Below are 26,659 nucleotides of genomic sequence, written 5' to 3'. Positions count from 1 at the left end.
GGTGAATGGGCCAGGCTGTGATGAAGCCTTACGCTAAAATACAAATCTGTCCGGGACTTTGACACCCTGCAATGCTGGAACATGCGTTTCAAGCAGCACCTCACGGGCAAATTCACCCTCACCCAGGCGCGTGATCAAGTGGGCCTGCATCGCATACCCTTCACCCGTGATTACAAATAAACGCCCACCGAGCGTAAGCTGTTGTTCAAAGGCGGGGTGATATTCCGGCAAAGAGCCCGTCACCGCGATCAGATCATAGCGCATCCGCATCCGCGTATACCCGTAGGCCGCATCGCCTTCGCGCACCTGGCAGTTTTCAATGCCCTGGGCTTTGAGCCGTTGTGTCGCGGCCTGCTTTAATGGGGCATGAATCTCAATGCTATCCACCTGCGCACATAAGCGCGCCAGGCAGGCCGTCAGATAGCCTGAGCCGGTGCCCACTTCCAGACAAATTTCGCTGGGTTGCGGGTCCAGGGCTTGCAGCAAGCGCGCCTCAAGCTTTGGCGACATCATGTATTCGCCGCAATCCAGAGGGATTTCCAGATCGGCGTAGGCAAGTTTTTGATGTGCGAGCGGCACAAAATGTTCACGCGGTGTTTGCTCAATGGCGGCAAGAATACGGGTGTTAAGCACATCCCAGGGACGGATTTGCTGTTCTACCATGTTAAAGCGGGCCTGCGCAAAATCCATAAAGCCTCCTGTTACATCAAAGGGTTAAGTTAGCGACCGCGTTTAAAAACCGTGGCGTGACATTTGGGGCAGGGCGGAATGCGCCCACTGTTTTTGAAATGCAGCTTTTCCCCGCAGCCTTCACAGCGCAACACCCCTGGCCCGGTAATCTCGCCGGTATGCCACAAAATAGCCACCTGGGCACGCGCCGCCCATTCGCTCAGTTCCAGTTTGGTGCGATCAGCCACCGAGGCGATCAAATCCAAAACCCGCGCCTCAATCAATTGCAGATCCATCTGCAGCCAGGCACGATAATCTTGCTGCGTCTGCTTGATGTAATCCCCCATATCGTGCAGGTCACGGCGCACATAATCACGCACCTTTTCAGCCTCTTCACGAGTGATTTCGTCAAGCTCAATAGCGCGGTGATAGGCCCGATCCAGGGCCTGTTCAATGGTATGCCCGACTTCTTCGGCACTGTCCAGCATCTGCTTGACCCGCTCCAGCATCGCATCATAGGCGTGTGCCAGGCGGTCTTTATCATCTGGTGAATCATGCGTGTGCATGGTTGCAGTCCTCACATGGTTGATGGCGTGCCGAGTTGTACTCGGCTGTTTTTAAACCAGGCTTTTACAGGTGGATGTGGTATTCCGACGGGCCAAGAGAAACTCGGCGCTCCACGGCCTTCCAGATTACTCCCGCGCCCCGAAAGCCTGTATTGCCGCCGCCAGTTCGGGGTGTTCGCGGGCATAGTCTGGCAAGGCGATGCCCTGACGAATGGCGTCCCAGGCCTGGCGGATGCTGGCGGCACCGCCACGCGGTCCTTGTGGATGACTGAAGACGCCGCGCCCCGGCACAAAACCAAAATCAATGGAGCCGACCTGCTCATAAACACCCGCCAGCGTGCCCGCCCAGTCACTGCCGCCAGGCACCGGCAGGGCGGGTTTGAGTGATGCACTGAGGTCATCGGTACAGGCTTGCACGCAGTCACATACCTCGGCATGTGGGGTCATCATGCGTGACCCAAAACCGGGCATGATGATCACATCAAAACCGGCGATACGCTGCAGGTGGGTAAATACGCGGCTGTGGATGCCATAATGTGGCAGACGGCTGAAGGCGGCAATCATCGGAAAATGCCCCACCAGCGGCACAGAGGTATGTTTGCGTAGCATCCGCACGGCGCTTAGGCCGGTGGTCAAGGCATTCACCATCAAGGCGTTGGCCCCATTGGCAACGGCGATATCATGCAGGGCCAACAGCCGGTCAACCTCGTCGGTGATATTGGCCAGATAGATTTTCGGCTCGCCGGTTTCCTGTTCGGCCTTCTGGCGTAGCGCACCCAGCAGACGCGAGCGGGTTTCGAGGGTAGACCAGCTGACATCGGCCAGCATTTCATCGTCTTTGGCAATATCCAGCCCGCCCAGCCAGCTTTCATAGCCCGCCTGGGCAAAGGGTTCTGGCGCGAGTCCGATGTTGGGCTTGATCACACCGAAAAAAATCGGTCGATCCTGCACCTTGAGTTGCTCGCGCAGACCCTGGATGCCGAATTTAGGGCCTGCAAAGGCCTCCAGATAGACGGCGGGAAATTCAATATCCAGCAGTTTGACAATGGGAATGCCGGGGGCAAAAAACACCCCTTCCCCACAGATGGCACTGAGCAGATTGGGCAGTTTGGGGCCAAAATTGGCGTGCGGGTGGGCAATTTTGAGGCGACAGGCGGTCAACGGCCCGGCAAACGGCGTATCCAGGGGATAGCTGGGGGCTTCCAGACGTTCCAGGATGCGCAGCTCAATGACCTTGGCGCCAAAGCGTGGGCGAAAATCCTCATCCACGCCCACGCGCTTCCATTGGGCAGTAGACTGCTCACTGCAAAAATGTGCCGCCGCCAGTTCGGGATCGCCCTGACACTCCAGATAGTAATCAAGGATTAAATAATCATCGCGGTTTAACTGTTCCAGCGAGGCAAAAAAGCCGCTAATGTCGTGCGGATGCAAGGGGGCTAATCTCCCATTAAGTGCAGGATCACCTGACGCGCCGGACGCGGGCCGTCAAGTTCAATAAAAAACACCGATTGCCAGGTTCCCAAGGCCAGCTTGCCGGCATACAGCGGGATGCTTTCTGAGGCATTCATCGACAGGCCCAGCAGATGGGCATGGGCATTATCGCGCCCGTCCGCAGGCTTGAGATTATGCTGATAATCCCCATCACGGGGTGCCTGACGTTTCAGAAAGGCCAGCATATCCTTTTCCAGCAGGGCCTCTTGTTCGTTAATGCTGATATAGGCGGTGGTATGGGTGGAGAAAATCGTCAGCAGGCCGTTTTGCAGCCCGCTGGATTGCACAAAGGCACGCACCGGCTCGCTCAGGTCGATGATTTGCAGTGGCGTAACGGTGCTTAAGCTCAAGGTTTCCTGCAGATATTTCATGATTTTTGTCTCTCATTCGGCCCGGCTGGGGCAAGGCTGCGCCATTAGTCCAAGAGCGCCTTGATGCGGGCACCCATATCCGCTGGCGAGGCCACCACCTCAACCCCGGCAGCGCGCAGGGCTGCAAATTTTTGTTCAGCAGTCCCTTTGCCACCGGCGATAATCGCCCCGGCATGACCCATGCGCCGCCCGGTGGGGGCGGTCGCCCCGGCCACATGTGCCACCACCGGCTTGCTGATATGGGCCTTGATATGTTCGGCGGCCTCTTCCTCAATGGTGCCGCCGATCTCACCGACCAGAATAATGCCCTCGGTCTGCGGGTCCTGTTCAAACAGATCCAGACAGTCAATGAAATCCATGCCGTGAATCGGATCACCGCCAATGCCTACGCAGGTGCTTTGCCCCAGACCGGTGTCGGTGGTTTGCTTGACCGCTTCATAGGTCAGCGTGCCTGAGCGCGAGACAATCCCGACACAGCCCGACTGATGAATATGTCCCGGCATGATGCCGATTTTGCAGGCGCCGGGAGTAATCACCCCCGGACAATTCGGGCCGATCAAGCGCACCGTGCTGCCCGAAAGCACTGCCGTGACTTTGAGCATATCCAAAACCGGAATGCCCTCGGTGATGCACACAATCACCCCGATCCCGGCATCAAAAGCCTCCAGAATCGCATCGGCGGCCAGGGCGGCGGGCACATAAATCATGCTGGCATTGGCACCGGTTTCGCGCACCGCCTCGACCACCGTATCAAAGACTGGCAGGCCCAAATGGGTCTGTCCGCCCTTGCCGGGCGTTACCCCGCCGACCATCTGCGTCCCGTAGGCCAGCGCCTGGGCGGCATGAAAGGTGCCCTGCTTGCCGGTAAAGCCCTGACAAATCACCCGCGTCTGTGCATCCACCAAAATGCCCATCACAGCCCCCCTTGCGCGGCGGTCACCGCCTTTTGCGCGCCATCGGTCAAATCGCTGGCGGTGATGATATTTAGCCCACTGGCCTGCAATAATTCCCGTCCCTGATCCACATTGGTTCCCTCCAGGCGTACCACTACCGGCACCTTAACCCCCACCTCACGCACGGCCTGAATAATCCCCTCGGCAATCAGATCACAGCGCACAATCCCGCCAAAGATATTCACAAACACCGCTCGCACAGCCGGATCCTCAAGAATCAGCTTAAACGCATAGGTCACCCGTTCAGCCGTCGTGCCCCCGCCCACGTCCAGAAAATTGGCCGGTTCGCCGCCGTGCAATTTGATCAGATCCATGGTGGCCATCGCCAGCCCGGCGCCGTTGACCATACAGCCGATATTGCCGCCCAGATGGATATAATTGAGCGCCTGCTCACGCGCCTTGACCTCACGCTCATCTTCTTGCGAGACATCGCGCAAGGCGGCCAGTGCCGTTTGCCGATACAAGGCGTTATCATCCAGGGTAATCTTGGCATCCAGGGCCATCAGCGTGCCATCAGCATCCACCACCAGCGGGTTGATCTCAATCAGGGTCGCATCCACCGCCAAAAACAGCCGATACAGCTGGGTCAACAAGGTCACCAGGGCATTGATCTGTGCCCCCTGCAGATTCAGGCCAAAGGCCGCCCGCCGTGCCTGATAGGGCATCAATCCGGCAATGGGGTCCAAAAACAGGGTAATAATACGCTCCGGGGTCTGGGCCGCCACCTCCTCGATATCCGTACCCCCGGCATCGGAAACCACCAAGGTAATGCGTCCATGCGAGCGATCCACCAGCAGCCCCACATAAAGCTCGCGGGCAATGGCCACCGGCGTCTCCAGCAACACGGTATGCACCGGCAACCCCTCCGGGCCGGTTTGCGGCGTCACCAACTGACTCCCCAGCATGGCCTCAACAACCTCACGCAGCTCAGCGGTGCCCTTGGCCACCCTGATTCCCCCCGCCTTGCCGCGACTGCCGGCATAAATCTGCGCCTTGGCCACCCACTGATCCCCGCCCAGCTGCGCACAGGCCTGTGGCAATTCATCAAGGGAGCGCACCGCCACTGCCGGGGGCAGGGCAATACCATAATCACGCAGCAGCGCCTTGGCTTGGTATTCGTGTAGATTCATAGGGAAGTAAACGTCAAATCCTGGCTGATGAAGATGGAATGAACGACGCACATTGCACCGGAACAGGCGCAATGCTTGCTATCTGCCTGAGCTGAAAATATTGTAACCGTTCGCCACGCTGGGGGAAACACGCAACCGCGCATTTTTATGAATAAACGATTATATCTTTAGATTTTATTGTTCTTTAAAAGGCATACCCATAGACCAATACCTCGATGACACGCGCTGGCATGGCTAAAAATCTCATCAAAAAACTCTTTCCGGCCTATCAGCGCGTGCGCCATCATCCCTCGCTGCGCTTTTTTGGCACTCTGCTACAAGACCCCAACCTGTGGCACATGAATCGCCGCTCGGTGGCCAATGCCTTTGCCGTGGGGCTATTTTGCGCCTTTTTGCCCGTCCCGATGCAAATGGTGGTTGCCGCCACGCTGGCCATCATCCTGCGTGTCAACCTGCCGATCTCGGTGCTGCTGGTCTGGGTTTCCAACCCGCTAACCATGCCATTTATCTTTTTTATCGCCTACCAGATCGGGCGGCGCGTACTCGATGAACCCGCACGCGGCTTTGCCTTAACCCTCGACGCCCAATGGTTCAGCGAAGAACTGCTGTTTATCTGGAAACCCCTGCTCGTTGGCAGCCTGATCATGAGTGCCGTCGCCGCCATCCTCGGATACCTGTTCATCCGCATCATCTGGCGTTTGCATATTATCCGCCGTCTCAAGGAAAAACGCCGCCGCCTGCTCACCTTGCGCAAACAACACAAGGCATTGAAAAAATCCCATAGCGAGCCCCCCCCCGATCAGCGCCACCACTGATACACCGCGGCTACCAGAACGCATGCAGCGCTGCTCCATGATGGTTGCAGGGATGGCGGGATACCGCGTTGCAGTGCTAGAATCAAGCGCTTGTTTTGCGCGGTTTATTTTTTAAGGCTTTGTGCCCTGCTGCGCGCTGTTGCATAGACTCAATTATCTCCTTCTGCCCTTTGCCCTTTTAATAATAATGCGCCCATGATTGATGAATTTCCGAGAATTAAACGCCTTCCGCCCTATGTATTCAATATCGTTAACGATCTAAAGGCCAAGGCGCGTGCGCGTGGCGAGGATATCATTGACTTTGGCATGGGCAATCCGGATCAGCCGACCCCGCCGCATATTGTGGCTAAATTGGTGGAGGTTGCGCAGCGCGATGATACGCACCGCTATTCCATGTCCAAGGGCATTCCGCGCCTGCGCCGGGCGATTAGCCGCTGGTATGCCGAGCGCTATCAGGTCAGCCTTGATCCTGAAACCGAGGCGGTGGTAACCATTGGCTCCAAGGAAGGACTGGCACATCTGGCGCTGGCGACATTGGGGCCGGGGGATGCGGTGTTGGTGCCCAATCCGGCCTATCCGATTCATCCGTATGGCTGTGTCATCGCCGGGGCGGATATTCGCCATGTGCCGCTGACCCCAGGGGTGGATTTTTTTGCCGAGCTGGTAAAAAGCATTCAGGATTCCTGGCCGCGCCCCAAGATGTTGATTCTAAACTTTCCCGGCAATCCCACCACGCAATGTGTGGAGCTGGATTTTTTTGAGAAAGTGGTGGCGATTGCGCGTGAATACGGGATCTGGGTGGTGCATGATATTGCCTATGCCGATATTGTGTTTGATGGCTATGTGGCGCCGTCGATTCTGCAGGTGCCGGGGGCTAAGGAGGTGGCGGTGGAGTTTTTCACGCTATCTAAAAGTTATAACATGCCCGGCTGGCGGGTGGGCTTTATGTGCGGCAATCCGACCCTGGTGGCGGCGCTGGCGCGGATTAAGTCCTATCTGGATTATGGCACCTTCACGCCGATTCAGGTGGCGGCGATTGCGGCGTTGGAAGGTCCGCAGGAATGTCGCCATGAAATCTGCCAGCTTTATCAAAACCGCCGGGATGTGTTGTGTGATGGTTTGAACCATCTGGGCTGGACGGTGGATAAGCCCAAGGCGACGATGTTTGTCTGGGCGCCGATTCCTGCGCCGTATGTGGAGATGGGGTCGCTGGAGTTTTCCAAAAAGCTGTTAAAGCAGGCCAAGGTGGCCGTTTCGCCGGGGATTGGCTTTGGCAGTTATGGCGATACCCATGTGCGCTTCAGCCTGATTGAAAATGAGCACCGCACCCGTCAGGCGCTGCGCGGGATTCGCGCCATGCTGCGCGAAGACGGGCATTTGCTGGCGGGCTGAAAGGCCCCGATTTTCAATGCAACCATGCCGCATGATACGCAACGATAGCACGCCCTGCCTTAGCGACAGGCGGCGTGTTTATCATTCCAAGAATTGTTTTAAAATCAGGAGTATGTCTTGAAACCTGTCAAGGTAGGTCTGCTTGGATTGGGTACGGTGGGCTGCGGTACCGTCACCGTGCTGTATCGCAACCGTGAGGAAATTGCCCGCCGGGCCGGACGTGGGATTGAAATCAGTATTGCGGCGGCCCGCGATGTCAACTGTCTGCCACAGTGTCAGGCCAGCGGCATCCAGATCACACAAGACCCGGCGGCGGTGGTTAATGATCCTGAGGTCGCCATTGTTATTGAGTTGATGGGGGGCACCGGGCTTGCCCGCGAGATGGTGTTGCAGGCTATTGCCAATGGCAAGCATGTGGTTACCGCCAATAAGGCATTGATTGCCTTGCACGGCAATGAAATTTTCGCACGGGCGCAGGAGCGCGGGGTGATGGTGGCCTTTGAGGCTGCCGTGGCGGGTGGCATTCCGATCATCAAGGCGGTGCGCGAAGGCTTGGCGGGCAACCATATCCAATGGCTGGCGGGGATCATCAACGGCACCGGCAATTTCATTTTGACCGAGATGCGTGACAAAGGCCGTGCCTTTGCAGAGGTGCTGGCCCAGGCGCAAGCCTTGGGTTATGCCGAGGCCGATCCGACCTTTGATGTGGAAGGCATTGACGCCGCCCATAAGCTGACCATTCTGGCCTCGGTGGCTTTTGGTATTCCGCTGCAATTTGAAAAGGTGTATACCGAGGGCATTACCCACATCACCCGCGAAGATGTGGGCTATGCCACAGAGCTTGGTTATCGCATCAAGCATCTGGGTATGGCCCGGCGCACCCCGCACGGCATTGAGTTGCGGGTACATCCTGCCTTGATTCCCGCCAAGCGGCTGCTGGCCAATGTGGATGGGGTGATGAATGCGGTGCTGATCAATGGCGATGCGGTCGGTTCTACGCTGTATTACGGCGCAGGTGCCGGGGCTGAGCCCACCGGTTCTGCGGTGGTGGCTGATCTGGTGGATGTGGTGCGGGCGCTGACCGCTGATCCGGAAAACCGGGTGCCGCATCTGGCCTTTCAGGCCGATGCGCTGGCGGATTTGCCCATTTTGCCGATGGAGGCCGTGGAAACTGCGTTTTATCTGCGTCTGCGGGTGCTGGATCGCCCCGGCGTACTGGCCGACATTACCCGTATTCTGGGTGATCTGTCGATCAGCATTGAGGCCATTTTGCAACAAGAGCGCGATGAACAGACCACCGAGGCGGATGTGATCCTGCTGACCCATCGGGTGCGCGAGGGCAATCTCAATCAGGCCATCAGCGAGATTGAGGCCCTGGCCAGTGTGACCCAGCCGGTCACCCGGATTCGTCTGGAAACGCTGGCGCAATAGGTATTTTTAATGCCGGTCTGCTGACCGGTGTTCCCAACCCGCCGAGTACAGCTCGGCGCTGCATATCAGTTAGGAAATCGCATGTCTTTTCGTCCCCGCTACACCGGATTGATTGAGCGCTACCGCGACCGCCTGCCGGTCCATGATGACACCCGCCTGATCAGTCTGGGTGAAGGCAATACCCCGCTGCTGCGGCTCAATAATGTCCCGCGTCTGATCGGCAAGGAGGTCGAGATTTATGTCAAGTTTGAGGGCCTCAACCCCACCGGCTCGTTCAAAGATCGCGGCATGACCATGGCGGTGACCAAGGCCGTCGAAGAAGGCTCCAAGGCGATTATCTGCGCCTCCACCGGCAACACCTCCGCCTCGGCGGCGGCCTATGCGGCGCGTGCGGGAATTACTGCCTTTGTGGTCATCCCTGAAGGCAAGATTGCGATGGGCAAGCTGGCCCAGGCGATGATGCACGGCTCGGTGGTGATTCAGATTCAGGGCAACTTTGATGATGGCATGAAGCTGGTGAAAGAGGTGGCACAAAAAGCCCCGGTAACCCTGGTCAACTCGGTCAATCCCTATCGCCTGCAAGGGCAGAAAACCGCTGCCTTTGAGATCATTGAAGAGCTTGGCCGGGCGCCGGATTTTCACTGTCTGCCGGTAGGCAATGCGGGTAACATCACCGCCCATTGGATCGGTTATTGCGAATATTCCTCAAGCTCTGGGGAAAATGTCACCCAGGCCTGCGCCTTTTGCAAAGGCCGCTGCATGTATGCCGGCGGCGCGTTGGTCGGCAACCGCCCGAAAATGGTCGGTTATCAGGCCGCAGGCAGTGCGCCGTTTTTGCGCGGTCACATGGTGGATCAACCCGAAACCGTGGCCACCGCGATTCGCATCGGTCACCCGCAGTCCTGGGAGTTTGCCTGGAAAGTGCAGGCCGAATCCGGCGGCTGGTTTGATGAATGCAGTGATGCCGAAATTCTCGCCGCCCAGAAACTGCTGGCCGAACGCGAAGGCATCTTTTGTGAACCGGCCTCGGCAACCTCGCTGGCGGGGGCCTTGCGGGATATTCATTCCGGGCGCATCCCGGAGGGTTCCTGCGTGGTCTGCACCCTCACCGGCCACGGCCTCAAAGACCCTGACACCGCCATCGCCCAAAGCACCCGCCCGCTGATCAAGGCGCAAGCCAGCTATGCAGATGTGGAGCGGGCAATTTTGGATCATCTCAGCTAAGCTCACATTTATCTTTTCCCTTGGCTTTAACCGGAGTCCTGTATATGTACTGTGACCGTGTGACGCTTCCTGCGTATTCTGATATCCGCGCTCGCTTATCCGGCGTGACGCTGGCCGTGCTATTGTTAGGCGCTGCGGTGTTAAGCCCGCTGCAGGCCAAAGAGTTCAGCGCCTATATCAGCCGCGATACCGCACAACTGGGCGTGGTACTGGATACCGGCGCAGTGGGCGGACTGGGAGGGGCTGATTTTTCTGCGGCCGCTTTTTACAACGATAGCAGTGACTGGCTGTTTAGCCTCGGACTCAAGGCATCGGGCCGCCCGGCGGGCAATCAGCCAATGGTGTTCGGGGTGGGCGCAAAAGCTTATCTGGGCATGATCGACAAACCTGACAGCAATTTTCAGTCCCTGGCGCTGGGCGGGGATGTACGCCATGTGATTCCGGCCAATATGCCGGTAAGCCTGGGCCTTGAGGGCTACTATGCGCCACGGGTCACCAGCTTCAGCGATGGGCGCGAGTTGCTGGATCTGGGCGCCCGCATTGAGGTGGAAGTCACCCCCGGTGCGGCGGGCTTTCTCGGCTATCGGTACATCCAGGCTGATCTGAATCAGAAAAAACGCTATCGCATGGACGATAATGTGCATTTCGGTGTGCGGCTGGATTTTTAATGGGCCTGCTTGACGACATCCCCGCCGATCTGCCCGCCCTGGAGCGCGCCCGCTGTTTACAGGCGCGGGCCGCTACAGTGGGCTTTGACTGGGACAATCCCTGGCCGGTGCTGGACAAAATCGGTGAGGAGCTCAACGAGGTGCGCAGCGAAATGCAAAGGCCGCACGGCCCTGAGCAGGCGCAGCGCCTGTTTGCTGAAATCGGCGATCTGTTATTTGCCGTCAGCAACCTGGCCCGTCATCTAAATATCGACCCGCAGGCCGCCTTGCAGGGCACCAATGCCCGCTTTATGCAACGCTTTGCCTATATTGAGGCGCAACTGGCCGCACAGGGACAGCCACTGGCCACCCAAGATCTGGCACGCCTTGAGGCACTGTGGCAGGAAGCCAAGCAACACACCTAAACCCCCTATTCTGAGGCAAGATGCAACGTGTTTGAGCTAGTCAAAGCCGGGGGATGGTTAATGATCCCCATCATTGCATGTTCTATCCTGGCTCTGGCCATTGTGCTGGAACGCTTCTGGTCTTTGCAACGGCGCAGAATTATCCCCGCCGCGCTGGTGGTACAAATCTGGCAGTGGATTCAGGCTGGCAAACTCGACGGCCAGCGGATTCAGGCCCTGCGCAGCAGCTCGCCACTGGGGCGGGTGCTGGCGGCTGGGTTAATCAATCGCCATCATCCGCGAGAAATCATGAAAGAAAGCATTGAGGAAAGCGGACGGCAGGTAGCGCATCAGCTGGAGCGCTTCCTCAACACCTTGGGAACCATTGCTATGATCACCCCCTTGCTGGGACTTTTGGGCACCGTGGTCGGCATGATTCAGGTCTTTGCGGTTATCACCGACATCGGCGTGGGCAATCCCGGCGAACTGGCCGGCGGCATCTCCCAGGCCCTGATCACCACCGCTGCCGGCATCTCGGTTGCCATTCCTGCGCTGATCTTTCACCGTTATTTTCGCGGACGGGTGGATGAGCTGGTCTTGGAAATGGAGCAGGAAGCCATCAAATTGATCGAAGTATTACACGGTGAACGCGAGACCGTGGTTGAAAAGATCAACACTTAAAGGATAACCGTATGGAATATAAAGACTACTACAAAACCCTGGGGGTCAGCCGTCACGCATCCCAAGACGAGATTAAAAAGATCTATCGCCGCCTGGCGCGCAAATTTCATCCCGATGTCAGCAAGGAAGCCAATGCCGAGGAACGCTTCAAGGCGGTCAACGAGGCGTATGAGGTGCTGGGCGATCCCGAAAAGCGCAAGCTTTACGATCAACTCGGCAGTAACTGGAAAGCCGGTCAGGAATTTCGTCACCCGCCAGGCTTTGATCCCAGTGGCATGGGCGGTTTTCGCAGCAACAGCTCACACTTTAAAACAGAATTTGGCGACGGCGCGGCTTTTTCTGATTTTTTTGAATCCCTGTTTGGGGGCGGGCGCACACAAAGCAGCCGCAGCGGTTTTCGGGCCAAAGGCGCCGATCAGACCAGCACCATCGAGATTGATCTGCAACATGCCGCCCTCGGAGGACCGATCTCGGTGCGCCTGGCTTCAGGCAAAACCCTGGAAGTCAAGATTCCGCCGGGCGTCAGCCAAGGCCAGCGCATACGCCTGGCCGGACAGGGCGCGGCGGGCTTAGGCGGTGGCCCTGGGGGCGATTTATATCTGGAAATCAAAATTCGCCCGCACCGTTATTTTCGTCTGGAAGGGCGCGATATCTACCTGGATTTGCCCATCACCCCGTGGGAAGCCGCCCTGGGCAGCAGCGTGCAAGTGCCGACGCTCAGCGGTACTGTGGAAATGAAAATCCCTGCCGGCGCACAATCCGGCAACCGCCTCAGACTCAAAGGCAAGGGCCTGCCGGGCACCCCGCCGGGCGATCAATACCTGGTGTTGCAGATTCACACCCCGCCAGCGCAGACCGCCACCCAGCGCGAGTTCTATGAGCGCATGCGCAAAGACATGGCCTTTAACCCGCGCCATCAGTTCAACTAAGCGCGGCGAGCGCCATCAGGATACGCACATGGCCTATTGGCTGATGAAATCAGAGCCCATCGAGTTCAGTATTGACGATCTGGCCGCCCGGGATGTCGAAGCCTGGAACGGGGTACGCAACTACCAGGCACGCAACCTGCTGCGCGACCAGATCACAATCGGTGATCAGGCTTTTTTTTATCACTCCAGCTGCCCACAACCAGGCATCGTCGGCATCATGGACATTGTGCGGGCGGGCTATCCCGACCCCACCGCGCTTGACCCGAGCAGTCCCTATTTTGACCCACGCAGCGATCCACACACCCCGCGCTGGTATTGTGTCGATGTATGCCTGCACCAGCGTTTTCCTCAGACCATCCCCTTGCACACCCTGAAAGCCTGCCCACCCCTGCAAGACATGCCCCTGCTCCGGCGCGGCAACCGCCTGTCCGTCATGCCCGTCACCCCAGAACAATGGCAACACATCATCAACCTGATGCCCGGATAACGCATAACGCAGTGAACCATCATGCAAAATAAAGACTATGAGGCCCAAGCACTGGCTGCGTTGAAAAGGGCCGTTAATCAGGCCCTGGAACGTAAGCAGCAATTAGGTCAGTATGCCGTTGTGTGGCGGGATGGCAAGCCGCTGCGAATAATCCCAGAAGTGCTGACGCACCCAAAGAAAGCTACGGGGCGCGCAGAATAGCGCACCCCTCAGCGACGACAAAGCGTGTAACGATCAGAGCCTGTTGGACGTGTATTGATCGGCGACGATCTGGTCGCCCGGGATGTCGAAGCCTGAAGCAGGGTGCGCAATTACCAGCACGCAACCTGCTGCGCGATCAGGTCAAAATCGGTGCTCTGGCATTTTGCATCCTGGCTCGGTCTGAGAGACCCGCACGCTCAACGGCTCCGGACTGGCCAGGGCGAGCGTGTATAAAAGTTTTCAAATAGATGCAGTTGCGGCAATCTATCGAGAAACAACCGCAGGAGTTTCTCATGGCGGCCCGTTTGACAGAGTGCTTTGCCGGTCTGCGCGACCCCGGGTGGAGCGCAACCGATTGTATCCTCTCATGGAAATTTTGCTGCGGGTGATTTGTGCAACGTTGAGCGGTGCACAAGGCTGGGAAGCGATGGAGGACTTTGGCAAAGCGAAGCTTGATGGGTTACGCAAGTTCGCGCCCTTTGCCAACGGCATTCTCTCGCATGATCGCATCGCCCCTGTGATGTCGCGCTTGAATCCCAAAGCCTTTCAACAGGTGTTTCTCACGTGGACCCAAGCGGTCACTGAGGCCACCGAGGGCGATGTCATTGCCGTCGATGGCAAGACGGCGCACGGGTCTCGGGATCGGCGCAAAGGCAAAGCGGCGCTGCACAGGGTCAGTGCTTGGAGCCACCGCAACCGCTGGGTGCTGGGCCAAGAAGCCACCGAGGAGAAATCCAATGAAATCACAGCCATTCCCAAACTGCTGGAATTGTTGGCGCTGAAAGGCTGCATTGTGACCCTCGATGCGATGGGCTGTCAGACCAAGATCGCTGAGCAGATCATTGATCAGGGCGGCGATGATGTTCTCGGACTCAAGGGCAATCAGAGCACGCTGCACGAGGAGGTCAAAGACTTCTTCGAGACCGCACGCGCCGGGGAGTTTGCCCATGTTCCCCATGACTTCATTGAGGAGATCGACAAGGATCATGGGCGTCTTGAGGTGCGCCGTTATTGGATCACCGAAGAATTGGGCACGCTCTCACAGACCGAACGTTGGAAGGGGCTACGCAGTATCGGCAGGGTGGAGCGGGAATGCTGGATCGAGGAACGCCACAGCATCGAACGGCGGTTTTTCATCACGTCCATCCCGGCCCAGGCCGAGCGCTTCGCCCACGCCGTGCGCGGGCACTGGGGCGTGGAGAATCTCCTGCACTGGCGCTTGGATGTGGTGTTTCGCGAAGACGCGACCCGCATCCGCAAAGGCAACGCCCCGGCCATCCTGACCTCCATCCGACATCTCTGCATGAACCTGTTGGAACGAGATCCTTCCACGCTGCGTATGTCCAAGAAACGCCGCAAGGCCAACTGGGATGATGACTACCGCGCTAAGGTTCTATTTGGCTAAGGATTTATACGCGCTCGCCCTGTTAACCCGGTGATCAAATAGGTACGCATGTGTTAGGCTTTACGCATGAAACGAAATGTCTCATATGCGCAAGCTGCAGAAACTGCCCAAGCGGGTTGCCAGCTATTTCCAAGCCAAGATAATTCAGTACGCAGAAGCATAGCTATTTGATTGCCGGGTTAATAGCTTCCGCGCCTGCGATGGATAGGCAAGGCAAAATCTGCATCAGAAATCTTCATTGACGCAGCAGGTGTTTGTCTTGCCAGTTGGGGTCTGCAGCGACGCGGAGTTTGAGCATGATTTTGCGGCCAAGGAGTTCTTCGAGCGCTTTGCGGGAGCCGGTGCCGATGGCTTTGATCATGTGACCGCCTTTGCCGACGAGGATGCCTTTTTGGCTGGTGCGGGTGACAAAGATGGTGGCGTGGATCTCAAGGACACCGCCGTTGTCGCTGTCTTGATAGGCTTCGACTTCGACGTGGGTGTTGTAGGGGACTTCCTGGCCAAGGCGTTCGAGCAGTTGTTCGCGGATGATCTCGCTGGCGCGGAAGCGTTCGCTGCGATCCGTGATGGCGTCTTCGTCAAACAGGGGCGGGTTAGCGGGCAGCAGCGTGCTCAGGGCCTCCAATACCGGCTCAAGGTTGATGCCTTTAAGCCCGGAAAGCGGCACGATGTCTGCAAATTCATGCCGTTGGCTGAGGCGTTCGATATAGGGCAGCAGGGTGCGTTTGTCACTGATGCGATCGACTTTGTTGATGGCCAGCAAGATGGGACGGCGGCTGCCGATGGCCTGCTGCAGTATATGTTGGTCGGCATCGTCAAAGCGTCCGGCCTCGACCACGAGCAAGATGACATCTACGTCATTGAGGGTGGCCTGGGCGGTGCGATTGAGCACTTGGCCCAGGCGGTGGCGGTTGCCCAGATCAATGCCGGGGGTATCGACAAAAATCAGCTGGTCGTGGTTGGGGCGGGTGACAATGCCCAGGATGGTGTGGCGGGTGGTTTGCGGCTTGCGCGAGGCCGCCGCAATTTTTTCCCCGACAAAGCCGTTGAGCAGGGTGGATTTGCCGACATTGGGGCGGCCAATGATGGCGATGTAGCCACAGCGGGTGGCGGGTGTCGATGCAGTCACGGGTTGATGATCTCGGGGGCAATGCGTTGATGCTCGCGCCACAGGGCTTCCAGGCGGCGCTGGGTGAGGCGGATTTCCAGCCGCCAGCCACCGGCCTCGGTAAAGCTTTCGGCGAGGACGGCGTGCTGGGCAAACAGGGCGGCGCGCAATTTTCCGGCATGGGCGGGCAACTCGACGGTGCCGTGAAATACCGCCTGGCTGAAATGTTCAGCCAAAAGCTCACGCAGCTGTTCGATGCCTTCGCCGGTTTGTGCCGACAGCCAGACACGCGCCGGTTGGCCATGTGCGGCAGCTTCGCTGCGCACGCTGACCGATTCGAGCAGGTCGATTTTGTTATACACCAGAATTTGCGGAACCTCGGCGGCGTCGATCTCGGCCAGCACGGCGTTGACCTGTTCGATGTAGCGGTCGCGCTGCTCATCAGCAGCGTCGATGACGTGTAACAGCAACGCGGCCTCGCGGGTTTCGGTCAGGGTGGCCTTAAAGGCGGCCACCAGATCGTGCGGCAGGTGGCGAATAAAGCCCACGGTGTCGGCGAGGATCAGCGATTGCTGCAAGGGTAAATCCAGACGGCGCAGGGTGGGGTCCAGCGTGGCAAAGAGTTGATCTGCCGCGTAGACCTGTGCGCCGGTGAGCCGATTGAACAGGGTCGATTTGCCCGCATTGGTGTAACCCACCAGGGCAACCGTCGGGGTTTCGGCACGTTGCCGGGCCTGGCGGTTTTGCTCGCGGCTGCTGGCAACTTTGCTCAGACGGCGTTCGATCTGTTTGATGCGCGCCGCCAGCAGACGGCGGTCGGTTTCCAGCTGGGTTTCACCGGGGCCACGCAGGCCGATGCCGCCTTTTTGGCGTTCCAGATGGGTCCAGCCGCGCACCAATCGGGTAGAGAGGTGACGCAGCTGGGCCAGTTCCACCTGCAGCTTGCCTTCGTGCGAACGCGCCCGCTGGGCAAAAATATCCAGAATCAAACCGGTACGATCCAAAACCCGGCATTGCAACAGGCGCTCCAGATTGCGCTCCTGACTGGGGGAGAGCGTGTGATCAAAGATCGCCAGCTCAGCCTGATGCAAGGCCACCGCCTCGCGCAGTTCTTCTGCTTTGCCGCTGCCGATAAAATGGCGCGGGTCAATGCTGCGTAGCGAGCCGCCGAGACAGTCAAGAATCTGCGCCCCGGCTGAGCGCACCAGTTCGATGAATTCCTGGCGATCTTCTGCCAGGGCGCCGCTCAGTTCCATGTGGACCAGCAGCGCCTTTTCCCCGCTGCGTGGGCGTTCAAACACAAACAAAGGCGTTCTCGCGGGGCAGGGCGTCAGTCATCTGCGTGCTCATCACTTAAGGGCAGCCGGACCGGGCGCGACGGAACAATGGTCGAGATGGCGTGTTTATAGACCATCTGGCTGACGGTGTTTTTCAAAAGAATCACGAATTGATCAAAAGAATCAATCTGTCCTTGCAATTTGATGCCGTTGACAAGATAGATCGACACCGGGATGCGTTCCTTGCGCAGGGTATTGAGAAAGGGTTCTTGTAGCGTTTGCCCTTTTGACATGATGTGCTCCTAGAAAATGGGTTATTTTGGTTATAAAGCCATGCCAGTTTAGCATGATCAGGCCGCCCCCCAAGAGCAGCGCTGCCAGGGTGGCTACACCGGCGCTATTTGCGAATGCCATACCCCTTGTTCATAAGATACAGGGCAAAGAGATACAAAGCGATAATAAAGCCGATGATAATGGCGTATGAGATCCACAGATTCATGTCGCTGACCCCCAGCAGACCATAGCGAAAGGCGTTGACCATGTACAAAATGGGGTTGATCAGCGAGACATGTTGCCAGAATTCCGGCAGCAGGCTGATCGAATAAAACACCCCGCCAAGATAGGTCAACGGCGTCAGCACGAAGGTTGGGACGATGGCAATGTCATCAAAGGTGCGCGCAAACACACCGTTGATCAAGCCCGCCAGCGAAAACAAAATGGCGGTGAGCAGCACCACCGATAAGGTCACCGCAAGATTGTGTACGGCCAGCGGACTAAACAGCAAAGACACCAGCGTCACCGCCACCCCCACGGTCAGGCCGCGCAGCAGCCCACCACCGATAAAGCCGATGATGATCAAGCTGTTGGGGATCGGCGAAACCAGCATTTCTTCGATATGATGCTGGAACTTGGCACTGAAAAATGACGACACCACGTTGGAATAGGCATTGGTAATCACCGCCATCATGATCAGCCCCGGAACAATAAAGTCCATATAGCGAATGCCTTCCATCTCGCCGATGCGCGAGCCGATCAAGCCGCCAAAGATGATGAAATATAAAGACATGGTAATCATCGGCGGCAACACGGTCTGAATCCAGATGCGCGCAAAGCGCAGGGTTTCCTTGACCACGATGGTTTTGAGCGCAATGGCGTTAGCGTGCAGGTGCTTCATGCGGCGCGACTCTCCTCGACCATGTTCATAAACAGTTGTTCCAGGCGGTTGGTCTTGTTGCGCAGGCTAAGGACCTGGACCCCTTTTTGCGTCAAATCGATAAATAGCTGATTCAGGCCGGTCTGTTTGGCAATATCGACCTCCAGGGTCATATCGTCAATGCGCCGCAAGGTATGTCCGGGCAGACTCAGTTCTTCGTGTAAGGGTCTGGCCAGATCCAGCACAAAGGTCTCCATGCTCAGCTTGCTCAACAGGCCTTTCATGTGGGTGTTTTCGATGATCTCACCGTGGTCAATGATGGCAATGTTGCGACACAGGTTTTCCGCCTCCTCCAGATAATGCGTGGTGAGGATGATGGTGCGGCCTTCGCGGTTGATGGTGCGCAGAAAATCCCACATGGAGCGGCGGATTTCGATATCCACCCCGGCGGTGGGTTCATCGAGGATCAACAGCTGCGGCTCATGCACCAGGGCGCGGGCAATCATCAGGCGCCGCTTCATCCCGCCGGAGAGATTGCGGGCGATGTCTTTGCGCCGCTCCCACAGGTCAAGCTGCTTGAGGTATTTTTCCGCCCGGCGGCAGGCTTCCTTATAGGGGATGCCGTGATAACCGCCGCTGTTGACGACGATCTCAAGCACCGGCTCAAAATTATTGAAATTGAACTCCTGCGGCACCAGGCCGATACAGCGCTTGGCGGCGTTGAGCTCATGATCCAGATCATGGCCAAAGATCAACACCTGCCCGGCGCTTTTATTGATCAGCGAGGCAATGATGCCGATGGCGGTGGATTTGCCCGCGCCATTGGGTCCCAGCAGGGCAAAAAAATCCCCGGCCTGGACCTCAAGATCAATGCCTTTCAGGGCGTGCAGGCTGTGGTTATAGGTTTTGGTCAGTTTGCGCAGCGCAAGGGCACAGGTCATAAGCGTGAAAATATGCGGGAGGTGGGAATGGTTAAGGTCTTACATGATAGCACACGGGCGGATTGTGCAGCGCACAATTTTTTAGCGGATGCGTTGTAAAGCCCACAGCCCCACCGCAAGAAATAACAGCGTTGGCAAGGCGGCGCTTAGCAGCGGCGGCAGGCCATAAATCAGACCCAAGTGATTCAGGGTACGATTGAGCAGATGAAAGCCTGCCCCCACGACAATGCCGATGAACAGCCGCTGCCCGGCACTGCCAGAACGCAGCGAGCCAAACACAAAGGGCATGGCCAGCAGCAGCATGACCAGACTCGACAGCGGCAAAATCACCCGATTCCAGAAGGCCAGTTCATAAGGGGCGGCATCCAGGGCATTATCCTGCAGATAGCGGATGTAGCTAAGCAGGGTGAGCGCCGACATCTGTTGTGGCTCAATCACGATCACCGCAAACAGTTCCGGGGCCAGCAAGCGCGGCCAGGTCTCTTCGGCCACCCACTCGCTGCGCACGCCGTCGGTGTGGCTGATATGGCTGCGGGCAATGCCCTCAACCTGCCATTGACCATCAACATAGCGTGCCGATTCGGCCTGGGTGGCCCGGCTTAAGCGGCCCTGCGGATCAAATTCATACACCCGCAGATCCACCAGACGCGGCCCGGTCATGACCATACTGACATTGAGATAGCGGTTTTCATCCCGTGCCCACAGGCCACCAAAGCCCATCGACATCTGCTCGGAATGGGAAAAGGTGCGCAGGCTCTGGGCGCGGGCCTCGCTGGCGGGGGCGACCAATTCCCCCAGCAACACCGCCGCCAGCAGCATGATCACCCCGGCCTGCAACACCGAGCGCACAATGCGACGAATTGAGATTCCGGCAGCGCGCAGCGCAATCAATTCGCTGTGTGCGGCCAGCCCGCCCAGCCCTAGCAATGCGCCGAGCAAGACCGCGCTGGGGAAGAGATCATAAAGGCGTCTGGGAATGGTGAGCGCGGTGTAAACCAGTGCCTGAATCAGCCCATAATCACCGCGCCCAATATCATTGAGCTCGCCGATAAAGCTAAACACCACATCCAGCGCGGTCAGCATCAGCAAAGCCAGCAGGGTGCCGCCGATCACCGTGCGGGCAATATACAGATCAAGAATCTTGATCATCGGTGCCCCATCCCGCGCAGGGGCTGCCAAAAGCCGCCCTGTTGCTGATACAGCAGGGCCAGCATCAATAGCACGGGCAGTAGATGCACCCAGTTCATCCCCAGCCACGCCGGGGTATAACCGTCGGCATACCAGGACTTGGCTAAAATCAGCAGATTGGCATAGACCACATAGACTAAAATACCCGCCGCCAGCTTGGCATAGCGCCCCTTGCGCGGGCTGGTATGCGCCAAAGGCAAGGCCAGCAAGGACAAAACCAGCACAGAAAGCGGCACCGAGGCCCGCCACTGCCATTCCGCCCGCAGGGCCGGATCCTCACTGCGCCACAGTTGGTGGCTGGGCAGGGCATCGCGGTTCTGCCGCCGGTTTGCACCGCCGCTGGTTTCCGGCACCCGTACCCCATAGCGCTCAAAGGCCATGATCTGATAGGCCCCCTGCCCCGGGATGCCCTGATAACGATAGCCATCCAGCAACACCAAAAAGCGCTGTCCGGTGGTTTCATCCACATATTGCTCCGCCTGGCGGGCCACCACAATATCCGTGCCTTTGGCATCGCGGCGCTGGGTAAAGACCGCCTCCATGCGCCGACGATCTTCGCTCAGCGATTCAATATAAAACACCCGTGCATCCTGACGGGCTATCAGAAAACGCCCAGGGCTGATGCCGACCAGCTCAGAGCGTTGCAGCGCCTGTGTGCGCAGCTGCTCCATCAAGGAGACCACTGTAGGGGAAACCCAAAACACCAATACCGCCGCCAGCCCCATCGACGGTATGATCACCCAGGCAAAGGCCTGATATAAGCGCAGCGGGCCAACCCCACAGGCCCGCAAAGCACTCATCTCGCTGTCTTGATACAGCCGTCCCAGGGTGAGCATCAACGCCACAAACAAAGCAATGGGAAACAGCAAAATCAGTCCGCGCAGACTGCCAAACAGCAACAGCGGCATAATCAAATCGCTGGGAATACGCCCCTCTGCCGCCTCGCGCAACATGCGCGCCAGCACCCCGCCTAAAATAATCAGCAACAACACCAGCAACACCGCCAGCTGGGTACGCAGCAACTCACGCAGCAGATAACGATCCAGTACACCAGGAAGCACAGACAAAGCCCACAGCCTTTAAAATGAAGGATGTCCCGCCCGTTAGCGCACACAAACAGGCCGACCGATAAAATACACACGATTGGCACGGACCTGGCTTCAAAGCACCGCTGTCGGCGCAAAAGACCAAACCCGTCGCCACAAAGTGCTAGTATAGTGCAAATAATCCTCTGTCAGCAGCCAACGCGGCTAACGCCGCCCTGCTGGTATCCTCAACCTTTTTATGTAAAAGCGAGAAGTTATCATGTTAACGATTGATCCCGGTCTGGTGTGCTGGCTGATTGAGCGCATCCAGGAATTTCACGCCCAGGAAGACGTAGCCATTCATGAAGAACCGGAAATCCCCCACGATGACTGGGGGCTGGCGGGTATGGCCAGCGTTGCCGAATACGCCGATGACCCGGCCTATCAGGAAATCAAAAGCAATATCGACGAACTCGAACCCGAGCAGCAGGTGTGTCTGGTGGCCCTGATGTGGATGGGACGCGGTGATTTTGATGACAACGAATGGCAACTGGCCTTTGCTGAGGCCAAATCCAACTGGACTTCCCACACTGCAGAATACCTCATCGCCACGCCGCTGGTGTCAGATTACCTGGCCGAGGGGCTGTCCATGATGGGCTACTCCTGTGACGATGAAGATTAAGGCCGGCCTGTGTCCTGTGCATTAAAAATCCTAGCCATCGAAACCGCCAGTGAGCAGTGTTCTGCCGCCGTGTGGTATGACGGCACACTCTACCAGCAAAGCCAGCTCGCCCCGCGTGAACATGCGCGTCTGATTCTGCCCATGATGCAGGCCGTGCTGGATGAAGCGGGGCTATCCTTAAGCCAGCTTGACGCCATTGCCTTTGGCCGGGGGCCGGGGGCATTTACCGGAGTGCGGATTGCCGCCAGCGTGGCCCAGGGCAGTGCATTTGCAGCGGACTTACCAGTGCTGGCCATTTCGAGCCTGGCCGCCCTAGCGCAACAAGGGCTGGATCAAGGGAGCAGGGCGGTATTTGCCGCCACCGATGCGCGTATGCAAGAAGTCTACTGCGCCAGCTTTGGCGCAGACGCGCAGGGCCTGGCCCAGCCCTTGACAGAGGAGCAGGTATGTTCGCCACAGGCTGTCAGCTTGCCCGTTGAACCAGAACGGTTTAGCGGCATCGGCTCAGGCTTTGCCAGCTACCCCGACGCACTCCGCCAGGCCCTTGGCCCGCGCCTCACCCAATACCAGCCAAATGCCTTTGCCGAAGCCGCCTGCGTAGCCCGCCTGGCCGTGCGCGCATACCACAGCGGCCAGCAACTCCCCCCCGAACAGGCCATGCCGGTCTACCTGCGCGACCACGTCGCCGACCCACCCAAGCGCCCACCACTTGGCTATAGGTGACTCAGCAGAGCCTTGACGGCAACACCCGCACTGGATTGATTTTAGAAAGGTCTGATAGGGAGGACTAAAGTAGGGAAAATCAAGGGAATTTAAGAACGTGGTCGGAGTGAAAGGATTTGAACCTTCGACCCCCGCCTCCCGAAGACGGTGCTCTACCAAGCTGAGCTACACTCCGACAAAGATTAGTATTTAAACTTAAAATACCCCGCCTCACAGCGAATGCAAGCATTAAATGCACTCATTGCAAAACAGGCTGCGTATTCTGCAGCAAAATTGGCACAAAATGCAACTACGATAGCACCCAGGCCAGGGCGATCGCGCTATCAGGGTATTGACAATCATCAGTTGAGCAGGTGATCGAGGTGCCTTTTGTCGCGATGCCTGAGCTGCCGATGTCTCCGAAATTGGGTAGTCCTGTAAATGGTAGTGTTGAATGTGGTAAGATATAGAGGTGATGGGTTAGTAAAGAGTAAAAAACCATGCAGTGTCCTTCGTGTCATTCAGAGCATGTGATTAAAAATGGCCGTATCCATAACCACAAGCCGAAATTCGCGTGCAAAGCGTGTGGTCGGCAATTTGTCGAAAATCCCCAGAATCGAATCAGTGAGGATAAAAAAGCGCTCATTGATAAGCTCTTATTGGAAAGAATTTCACGGGCCGGTATCGCTCGGGTCGTTGGGGTTTCAGAGCGTTGGCTACAAAGCTATGTGAATCAAAAATATAAAGAAACACCTCGAAAGGTGCAGGTAAAAAACCAAAGGCAAGCGCGTGATCCCATGCGATGCGTGGTGGTCTTTTGTAGGAAATAAGCATCATAAACCCTGGGGTTGGTAAGCGATCGATCAGGATACGGGCGAAAGGGTCGGCGTGTGTGTCGGGGATCGAAGTCGGCAAGGGGCCCAAGGGCTTTGGGAGTCTTTGCCCGCAGTGTATCGTCAATGTGGTGTGTGTTACACCGATTTTTGGGACACCTGCGCTATCAGGGGGTATTACCTACACAACGCCATCGCGCCGTGGGCAAAAATGCCACATTAAGACAACGTGTATCTTGCTTCGTCAGAAAAACCCTGTCATTTTCAAAAAAGCTCGAAAACCACATAGACGCTATCTGGTATTTCGTTCACCATTACAATGAAACCTTGTTTTTCGCTGCTGATTGACTATTCACTATATTGTGCAGGAGTACCCAGTAAAGATCTGAGTTTATTGGGAAGCGGATGACAAGGGGGTGCCCTATTTGCCTTGAGAAGGACTCAGGCGGGTGCTGGAGGCTTATTGCGTTTTCGACACCGGTTGATACAATGCAGGAGATGCAAAATTAGAGGCTTGCGTGAGGGAACGTCCTTTTACGCGAGTGAATTATGACTGAAGAGCCTGGTACGGGAAAACCGCACGCCGGGATCTGTGCAGGGGGCGTCGGGTAACCGGCATTCCTCTGCGATGAAAAGAGGAAAAGATATGGATGCAGTCAATACATTAAAAGAACCATTTTCAATCGAGGTGCTTCCGCTCCTTGATTTTGGCTCGGCTGATGAAAGGAAAGATGAATCACTGGAAAAGAACTTTGTATTAACTACCTCTGTCAAGCAATTCTTGCAAGATCGACATTCTGTAATTGTTGGGCAAATAGGCTCGGGTAAGAGCGCTCTGTTCGAGTTGTTGAAAAACAGAAGCAAGAAGCTTGGTACCTACAGAAATCGACTCATAATACCTATATAAGAGGCGATATCATTCCAGTTGTTGCGTTCATTTATTGCAGAATAATTTCCTGGTAATGATAATAAAATAATATAAAAATTAACTTGTAAATTCAAAATTATCAACAGAATATGCGAAGAGCTATATAAACTTTCAGATTTTCCAGATACCCCGCATGAAAAGGAAATTAATGAATGTCTCAGACAGATAAAATCCAAAGAATTCGATGATTCAGTTATTAAAAAGCTAAAGGGGCTTTTAAAGAGTTTAATTATTTTGATTAAAAAAATATTTTGAATTATCTTATATCAGTATAAGCAAATAAAAAAGAAATTATTGGAGGCGATTCGATAAAAACCAAACTTAATCTTGACCGAATTTATCGGTGTGTAGTAAGTTATATTGCTGAACGCAATGTTGAGAAACCTTTGGTAATTATTGACCGTATTGCCACCTTTGTGGCAGGTGAAAATTATGATACTCAAAGAGATTTTATCGAATCCTTGCTTGAGGTAGATGATGATATAGATGCTTCTTATTCATCTATTGGCCGCAAGGTGTTCTTGCGAGCTGATCTGTTTTGCACGATTGGATTATGAAGCGCTTGGATACGATAAGATTAAGGAACCTCTGATTAAGTGATCTCGGGCAGCTGGCGAATGCACATCAAGGACGACATGTCGTTTGCTCGGTCAATTGGGGTCTGGATTTCCGGTTCTTTTGAACGATTCGGGCCTATTCACGGCCCACGGCACGGACAGCGGACGCCCCTATCCTGGCGTACGCAACAACGGGCGCCTCGCCAGGTACAGATTCGACAGCGCAAACAGGGGGGTCAACGGGGCCGTGTTCCTGGTCAGACCCCGGTAGCGCCCCTTGGTATATCCAAACTGGCGCTTGATGACCCGAAACGGGTGCTCCACGCGTGCCCGAGGCGGGGACAGGCGATGATTGATCTCGTGCGTGTCCTCGGGCCGTTCCCGGCCCCTCACGCGCTTGAACGGGAAACACCACCAGCGGAGTGCTGGCCGGATCACTCGCCAAGCGCAGCGAATTGCATACCTTCAAGGTCATCCCCACGCGCTGGGTGGTAGAGCGCAGCTTCGCCTGGCTGGAAAAGCACCGGCGACTTTGGAAAAACGCTGAGCGCAAGCTCAACACCAGCTTACCATTTATTCACCTGGCCTTCCTGGGCATCTTGCTTAAGAGACTTTGAACAGATTCTTGGCCCATCCGTCGGCAGCACTCTTCGCGTTCGCCTGCGCAGTCATTACCTACAATGTGCTCTCCGTGGCCAAGGCGGCGTTGCGTGTAGCGCACGGCGAGGAGGCCGACAGCCTTTCTGGCTACTACATGGCCAGACACATCAGCAATACGGCAGAGAGCCTCTGTGAGATTGTCGATTCAGAGGACTGGACGGTCTTCCACACCTTGGCCGTTGTGGACTTCGCTGCCTGGCTCCTAGCGCAGGCCGAGCGGACCAAACTGAGCCGCTACCACAAGGCGAAGCGGGGTCCGAAGAAACCTGCACCGCAGCGATCCCACGATCGAACCAAGCCGCACGTCTCTGTCGCTCGCCTGCTGGCAGCAAGGGAGAAGAAGTCACCTTGAAAGCCCTGGGGTTAAGGGCAAAAATAAAGCCCCTTGAAAAGGGGCTTTATTGCGAAACTTGGCGGAGAGAGAGGGATTCGAACCCTCGATGGGCTTTTGACCCATACTCCCTTAGCAGGGGAGCGCCTTCAGCCGCTCGGCCATCTCTCCTAAAATTGAACTCGCGCACCTTCAGAGGATATCAAGCTTTTGATTTCCTTGAAGGCTATATAGAGAAGGACGATTATACACGGTTTGAAAACGCAGGTAAAGAGGGTGGCGCTCACACTGTTAGCCCAAAGCAGTAATGTCCCCTTCGTCCAATTCTAAAATGTCCCCTTTATATTTAAGCGGGAGGGGCACGCATGACGAAGGAGCACATTACGATGAGTCACAAAGAAATTGACCGACTAGAGATGATTCAGGCGGTGGCGAACAAGCATCTGCGGCAGGCCGAGGCGGCCCAGCGCCTGGGGTT

The 26,659-nt window shown here is 56.5% G+C and carries 29 protein-coding genes, 2 tRNA genes and 3 pseudogenes; 18 read left to right on the top strand and 16 right to left on the bottom strand.

From position 1 onward, the window contains the following. Positions 1-33: 33 nt before the first annotated feature. The 6 genes from THISIDRAFT_RS14135 to sucC all read right to left on the bottom strand — a co-directional run bounded on the left by THISIDRAFT_RS14135 (position 34) and on the right by sucC (position 5,180). Positions 34-690 (bottom strand): protein-L-isoaspartate O-methyltransferase family protein, encoded by a 657-nt coding sequence (locus THISIDRAFT_RS14135; protein ID WP_006786953.1) that lies wholly within the window; start codon positions 688-690, stop codon positions 34-36. Positions 691-719: 29 nt separating this feature from the next. Continuing rightward, complete coding sequence (locus tag THISIDRAFT_RS14130; RefSeq protein WP_006786952.1) at positions 720-1,235, bottom strand: zinc ribbon-containing protein; 516 nt, start codon at positions 1,233-1,235, stop codon at positions 720-722. Positions 1,236-1,361: 126 nt separating this feature from the next. Next, the gene (locus THISIDRAFT_RS14125) at positions 1,362-2,666 is read right to left on the bottom strand and encodes a RuBisCO large subunit C-terminal-like domain-containing protein (protein ID WP_006786951.1); all 1,305 of its coding nucleotides are present in this window, start codon (positions 2,664-2,666) and stop codon (positions 1,362-1,364) included. Between the two features lie 5 nt (positions 2,667-2,671). Beyond that, positions 2,672-3,097, bottom strand: a complete 426-nt coding sequence (locus THISIDRAFT_RS14120) for a secondary thiamine-phosphate synthase enzyme YjbQ (RefSeq protein ID WP_006786950.1) — start codon at positions 3,095-3,097, stop codon at positions 2,672-2,674. Between the two features lie 44 nt (positions 3,098-3,141). After that, on the bottom strand, positions 3,142-4,011 hold the full coding sequence (sucD, locus tag THISIDRAFT_RS14115; RefSeq protein WP_006786949.1) for a succinate--CoA ligase subunit alpha: 870 nt from the start codon (positions 4,009-4,011) through the stop codon (positions 3,142-3,144). Beyond that, positions 4,011-5,180, bottom strand: coding sequence for an ADP-forming succinate--CoA ligase subunit beta (gene sucC / locus THISIDRAFT_RS14110; protein ID WP_006786948.1), 1,170 nt, complete (start codon positions 5,178-5,180; stop codon positions 4,011-4,013). The genes sucD and sucC overlap by 1 nt, the downstream gene beginning before the upstream one ends. Positions 5,181-5,410: 230 nt before the next feature. On the opposite strand from sucC, the gene THISIDRAFT_RS14105 reads away from it, so the two are divergent. From THISIDRAFT_RS14105 to THISIDRAFT_RS14055, 11 genes are all read left to right on the top strand, one after another. Further along, positions 5,411-5,995, top strand: a complete 585-nt coding sequence (locus THISIDRAFT_RS14105; protein WP_050984860.1) for a DUF2062 domain-containing protein — start codon at positions 5,411-5,413, stop codon at positions 5,993-5,995. Positions 5,996-6,190: 195 nt separating this feature from the next. Then, a complete protein-coding gene (gene alaC / locus THISIDRAFT_RS14100; protein ID WP_006786946.1) occupies positions 6,191-7,387 on the top strand; it encodes an alanine transaminase in 1,197 nt (398 codons plus the stop codon). Positions 7,388-7,504: 117 nt separating this feature from the next. Then, entirely contained in the window at positions 7,505-8,818 is a 1,314-nt protein-coding gene (locus tag THISIDRAFT_RS14095) for a homoserine dehydrogenase (RefSeq protein WP_006786945.1), read from the top strand. Between the two features lie 81 nt (positions 8,819-8,899). Then, positions 8,900-10,042 (top strand): threonine synthase, encoded by a 1,143-nt coding sequence (thrC, locus tag THISIDRAFT_RS14090; protein WP_006786944.1) that lies wholly within the window; start codon positions 8,900-8,902, stop codon positions 10,040-10,042. Positions 10,043-10,086: 44 nt separating this feature from the next. Then, positions 10,087-10,710, top strand: a complete 624-nt coding sequence (locus THISIDRAFT_RS14085) for a YfaZ family outer membrane protein (RefSeq protein ID WP_006786943.1) — start codon at positions 10,087-10,089, stop codon at positions 10,708-10,710. Continuing rightward, positions 10,710-11,114 (top strand): MazG nucleotide pyrophosphohydrolase domain-containing protein, encoded by a 405-nt coding sequence (locus THISIDRAFT_RS14080; RefSeq protein WP_006786942.1) that lies wholly within the window; start codon positions 10,710-10,712, stop codon positions 11,112-11,114. The genes THISIDRAFT_RS14085 and THISIDRAFT_RS14080 overlap by 1 nt, the downstream gene beginning before the upstream one ends. Positions 11,115-11,141: 27 nt before the next feature. After that, complete coding sequence (locus tag THISIDRAFT_RS14075; protein WP_006786941.1) at positions 11,142-11,774, top strand: MotA/TolQ/ExbB proton channel family protein; 633 nt, start codon at positions 11,142-11,144, stop codon at positions 11,772-11,774. Positions 11,775-11,785: 11 nt separating this feature from the next. After that, positions 11,786-12,703 (top strand): DnaJ C-terminal domain-containing protein, encoded by a 918-nt coding sequence (locus tag THISIDRAFT_RS14070; protein ID WP_006786940.1) that lies wholly within the window; start codon positions 11,786-11,788, stop codon positions 12,701-12,703. 28 nt (positions 12,704-12,731) lie between these two features. Further along, positions 12,732-13,190, top strand: coding sequence for an EVE domain-containing protein (locus tag THISIDRAFT_RS14065; protein WP_006786939.1), 459 nt, complete (start codon positions 12,732-12,734; stop codon positions 13,188-13,190). A 21-nt stretch (positions 13,191-13,211) separates the two neighbouring features. Continuing rightward, the gene (locus THISIDRAFT_RS14060; RefSeq protein WP_006786938.1) at positions 13,212-13,391 is read left to right on the top strand and encodes a hypothetical protein; all 180 of its coding nucleotides are present in this window, start codon (positions 13,212-13,214) and stop codon (positions 13,389-13,391) included. A 355-nt stretch (positions 13,392-13,746) separates the two neighbouring features. Beyond that, a complete protein-coding gene (locus tag THISIDRAFT_RS14055) occupies positions 13,747-14,796 on the top strand; it encodes an ISAs1 family transposase (protein ID WP_246585434.1) in 1,050 nt (349 codons plus the stop codon). A gap of 235 nt (positions 14,797-15,031) precedes the next feature. Here THISIDRAFT_RS14055 and era read toward each other — a convergent pair whose 3' ends face one another. The 7 genes from era to lptF all read right to left on the bottom strand — a co-directional run bounded on the left by era (position 15,032) and on the right by lptF (position 21,524). Further along, positions 15,032-15,925, bottom strand: a complete 894-nt coding sequence (gene era / locus THISIDRAFT_RS14050) for a GTPase Era (RefSeq protein WP_006788679.1) — start codon at positions 15,923-15,925, stop codon at positions 15,032-15,034. Further along, positions 15,922-17,205, bottom strand: a complete 1,284-nt coding sequence (gene hflX / locus THISIDRAFT_RS14045; protein ID WP_040853283.1) for a ribosome rescue GTPase HflX — start codon at positions 17,203-17,205, stop codon at positions 15,922-15,924. The genes era and hflX overlap by 4 nt, the downstream gene beginning before the upstream one ends. Before the next feature lie 29 nt (positions 17,206-17,234). Further along, positions 17,235-17,474 carry an RNA chaperone Hfq gene (gene hfq / locus THISIDRAFT_RS14040; protein ID WP_006788677.1) on the bottom strand — a complete coding sequence of 80 codons (240 nt, stop codon included), beginning with the start codon at positions 17,472-17,474 and terminating at the stop codon, positions 17,235-17,237. A gap of 104 nt (positions 17,475-17,578) precedes the next feature. Then, on the bottom strand, positions 17,579-18,355 hold the full coding sequence (locus tag THISIDRAFT_RS14035) for an ABC transporter permease (protein WP_006788676.1): 777 nt from the start codon (positions 18,353-18,355) through the stop codon (positions 17,579-17,581). Next, complete coding sequence (locus THISIDRAFT_RS14030) at positions 18,352-19,275, bottom strand: ABC transporter ATP-binding protein (RefSeq protein WP_006788675.1); 924 nt, start codon at positions 19,273-19,275, stop codon at positions 18,352-18,354. The genes THISIDRAFT_RS14035 and THISIDRAFT_RS14030 overlap by 4 nt, the downstream gene beginning before the upstream one ends. Positions 19,276-19,356: 81 nt before the next feature. Continuing rightward, positions 19,357-20,424 (bottom strand): LPS export ABC transporter permease LptG, encoded by a 1,068-nt coding sequence (gene lptG / locus THISIDRAFT_RS14025; RefSeq protein WP_006788674.1) that lies wholly within the window; start codon positions 20,422-20,424, stop codon positions 19,357-19,359. After that, the gene (lptF, locus tag THISIDRAFT_RS14020; RefSeq protein WP_040853281.1) at positions 20,421-21,524 is read right to left on the bottom strand and encodes an LPS export ABC transporter permease LptF; all 1,104 of its coding nucleotides are present in this window, start codon (positions 21,522-21,524) and stop codon (positions 20,421-20,423) included. The genes lptG and lptF overlap by 4 nt, the downstream gene beginning before the upstream one ends. A gap of 244 nt (positions 21,525-21,768) precedes the next feature. Here lptF and THISIDRAFT_RS14015 point away from each other — a divergent pair, with 244 nt between their 5' ends. Together THISIDRAFT_RS14015 and tsaB are read left to right on the top strand one after the other, a co-directional pair. Then, the gene (locus THISIDRAFT_RS14015) at positions 21,769-22,170 is read left to right on the top strand and encodes a DUF3775 domain-containing protein (RefSeq protein WP_006788672.1); all 402 of its coding nucleotides are present in this window, start codon (positions 21,769-21,771) and stop codon (positions 22,168-22,170) included. A 9-nt stretch (positions 22,171-22,179) separates the two neighbouring features. Further along, positions 22,180-22,893: a tRNA (adenosine(37)-N6)-threonylcarbamoyltransferase complex dimerization subunit type 1 TsaB gene (tsaB, locus tag THISIDRAFT_RS14010; RefSeq protein ID WP_006788671.1), complete on the top strand. Its 714-nt coding sequence runs from the start codon at positions 22,180-22,182 to the stop codon at positions 22,891-22,893. A gap of 98 nt (positions 22,894-22,991) precedes the next feature. Here the strand turns inward: tsaB and THISIDRAFT_RS14005 are convergent. Further along, positions 22,992-23,068, bottom strand: a tRNA-Pro gene (locus tag THISIDRAFT_RS14005). Positions 23,069-23,372: 304 nt separating this feature from the next. Here THISIDRAFT_RS14005 and THISIDRAFT_RS14000 point away from each other — a divergent pair. The 3 genes and pseudogenes from THISIDRAFT_RS14000 to THISIDRAFT_RS13990 all read left to right on the top strand — a co-directional run bounded on the left by THISIDRAFT_RS14000 (position 23,373) and on the right by THISIDRAFT_RS13990 (position 25,190). Next, positions 23,373-24,053: pseudogene (locus THISIDRAFT_RS14000) on the top strand (IS1 family transposase). A 298-nt stretch (positions 24,054-24,351) separates the two neighbouring features. Then, positions 24,352-24,612 carry a hypothetical protein gene (locus THISIDRAFT_RS13995; RefSeq protein WP_006788786.1) on the top strand — a complete coding sequence of 87 codons (261 nt, stop codon included), beginning with the start codon at positions 24,352-24,354 and terminating at the stop codon, positions 24,610-24,612. 407 nt (positions 24,613-25,019) lie between these two features. After that, positions 25,020-25,190, top strand: a complete 171-nt coding sequence (locus THISIDRAFT_RS13990; protein WP_159098545.1) for a hypothetical protein — start codon at positions 25,020-25,022, stop codon at positions 25,188-25,190. A 171-nt stretch (positions 25,191-25,361) separates the two neighbouring features. On the opposite strand, the pseudogene THISIDRAFT_RS13985 reads toward THISIDRAFT_RS13990, so the two are convergent. Beyond that, a pseudogene (locus THISIDRAFT_RS13985) lies at positions 25,362-25,526 on the bottom strand (transposase); the annotation flags it as partial. A gap of 101 nt (positions 25,527-25,627) precedes the next feature. Here THISIDRAFT_RS13985 and THISIDRAFT_RS13980 point away from each other — a divergent pair. Together THISIDRAFT_RS13980 and THISIDRAFT_RS13975 are read left to right on the top strand one after the other, a co-directional pair. Next, positions 25,628-25,807: pseudogene (locus THISIDRAFT_RS13980) on the top strand (transposase); the annotation flags it as partial. 8 nt (positions 25,808-25,815) lie between these two features. After that, positions 25,816-26,202: a hypothetical protein gene (locus THISIDRAFT_RS13975; RefSeq protein WP_006788788.1), complete on the top strand. Its 387-nt coding sequence runs from the start codon at positions 25,816-25,818 to the stop codon at positions 26,200-26,202. A gap of 59 nt (positions 26,203-26,261) precedes the next feature. Here the strand turns inward: THISIDRAFT_RS13975 and THISIDRAFT_RS13970 are convergent. Further along, positions 26,262-26,352: transfer RNA gene (locus THISIDRAFT_RS13970), tRNA-Ser, on the bottom strand. Positions 26,353-26,659 lie beyond the last annotated feature (307 nt).

The organism is Thiorhodospira sibirica ATCC 700588, assembly GCF_000227725.2.
GTDB lineage: Bacteria > Pseudomonadota > Gammaproteobacteria > Ectothiorhodospirales > Ectothiorhodospiraceae > Thiorhodospira > Thiorhodospira sibirica.
The sequence above is the reverse complement of the archived record's forward strand: the minus strand, read 5'-3'. Positions and strand labels throughout refer to the sequence as shown.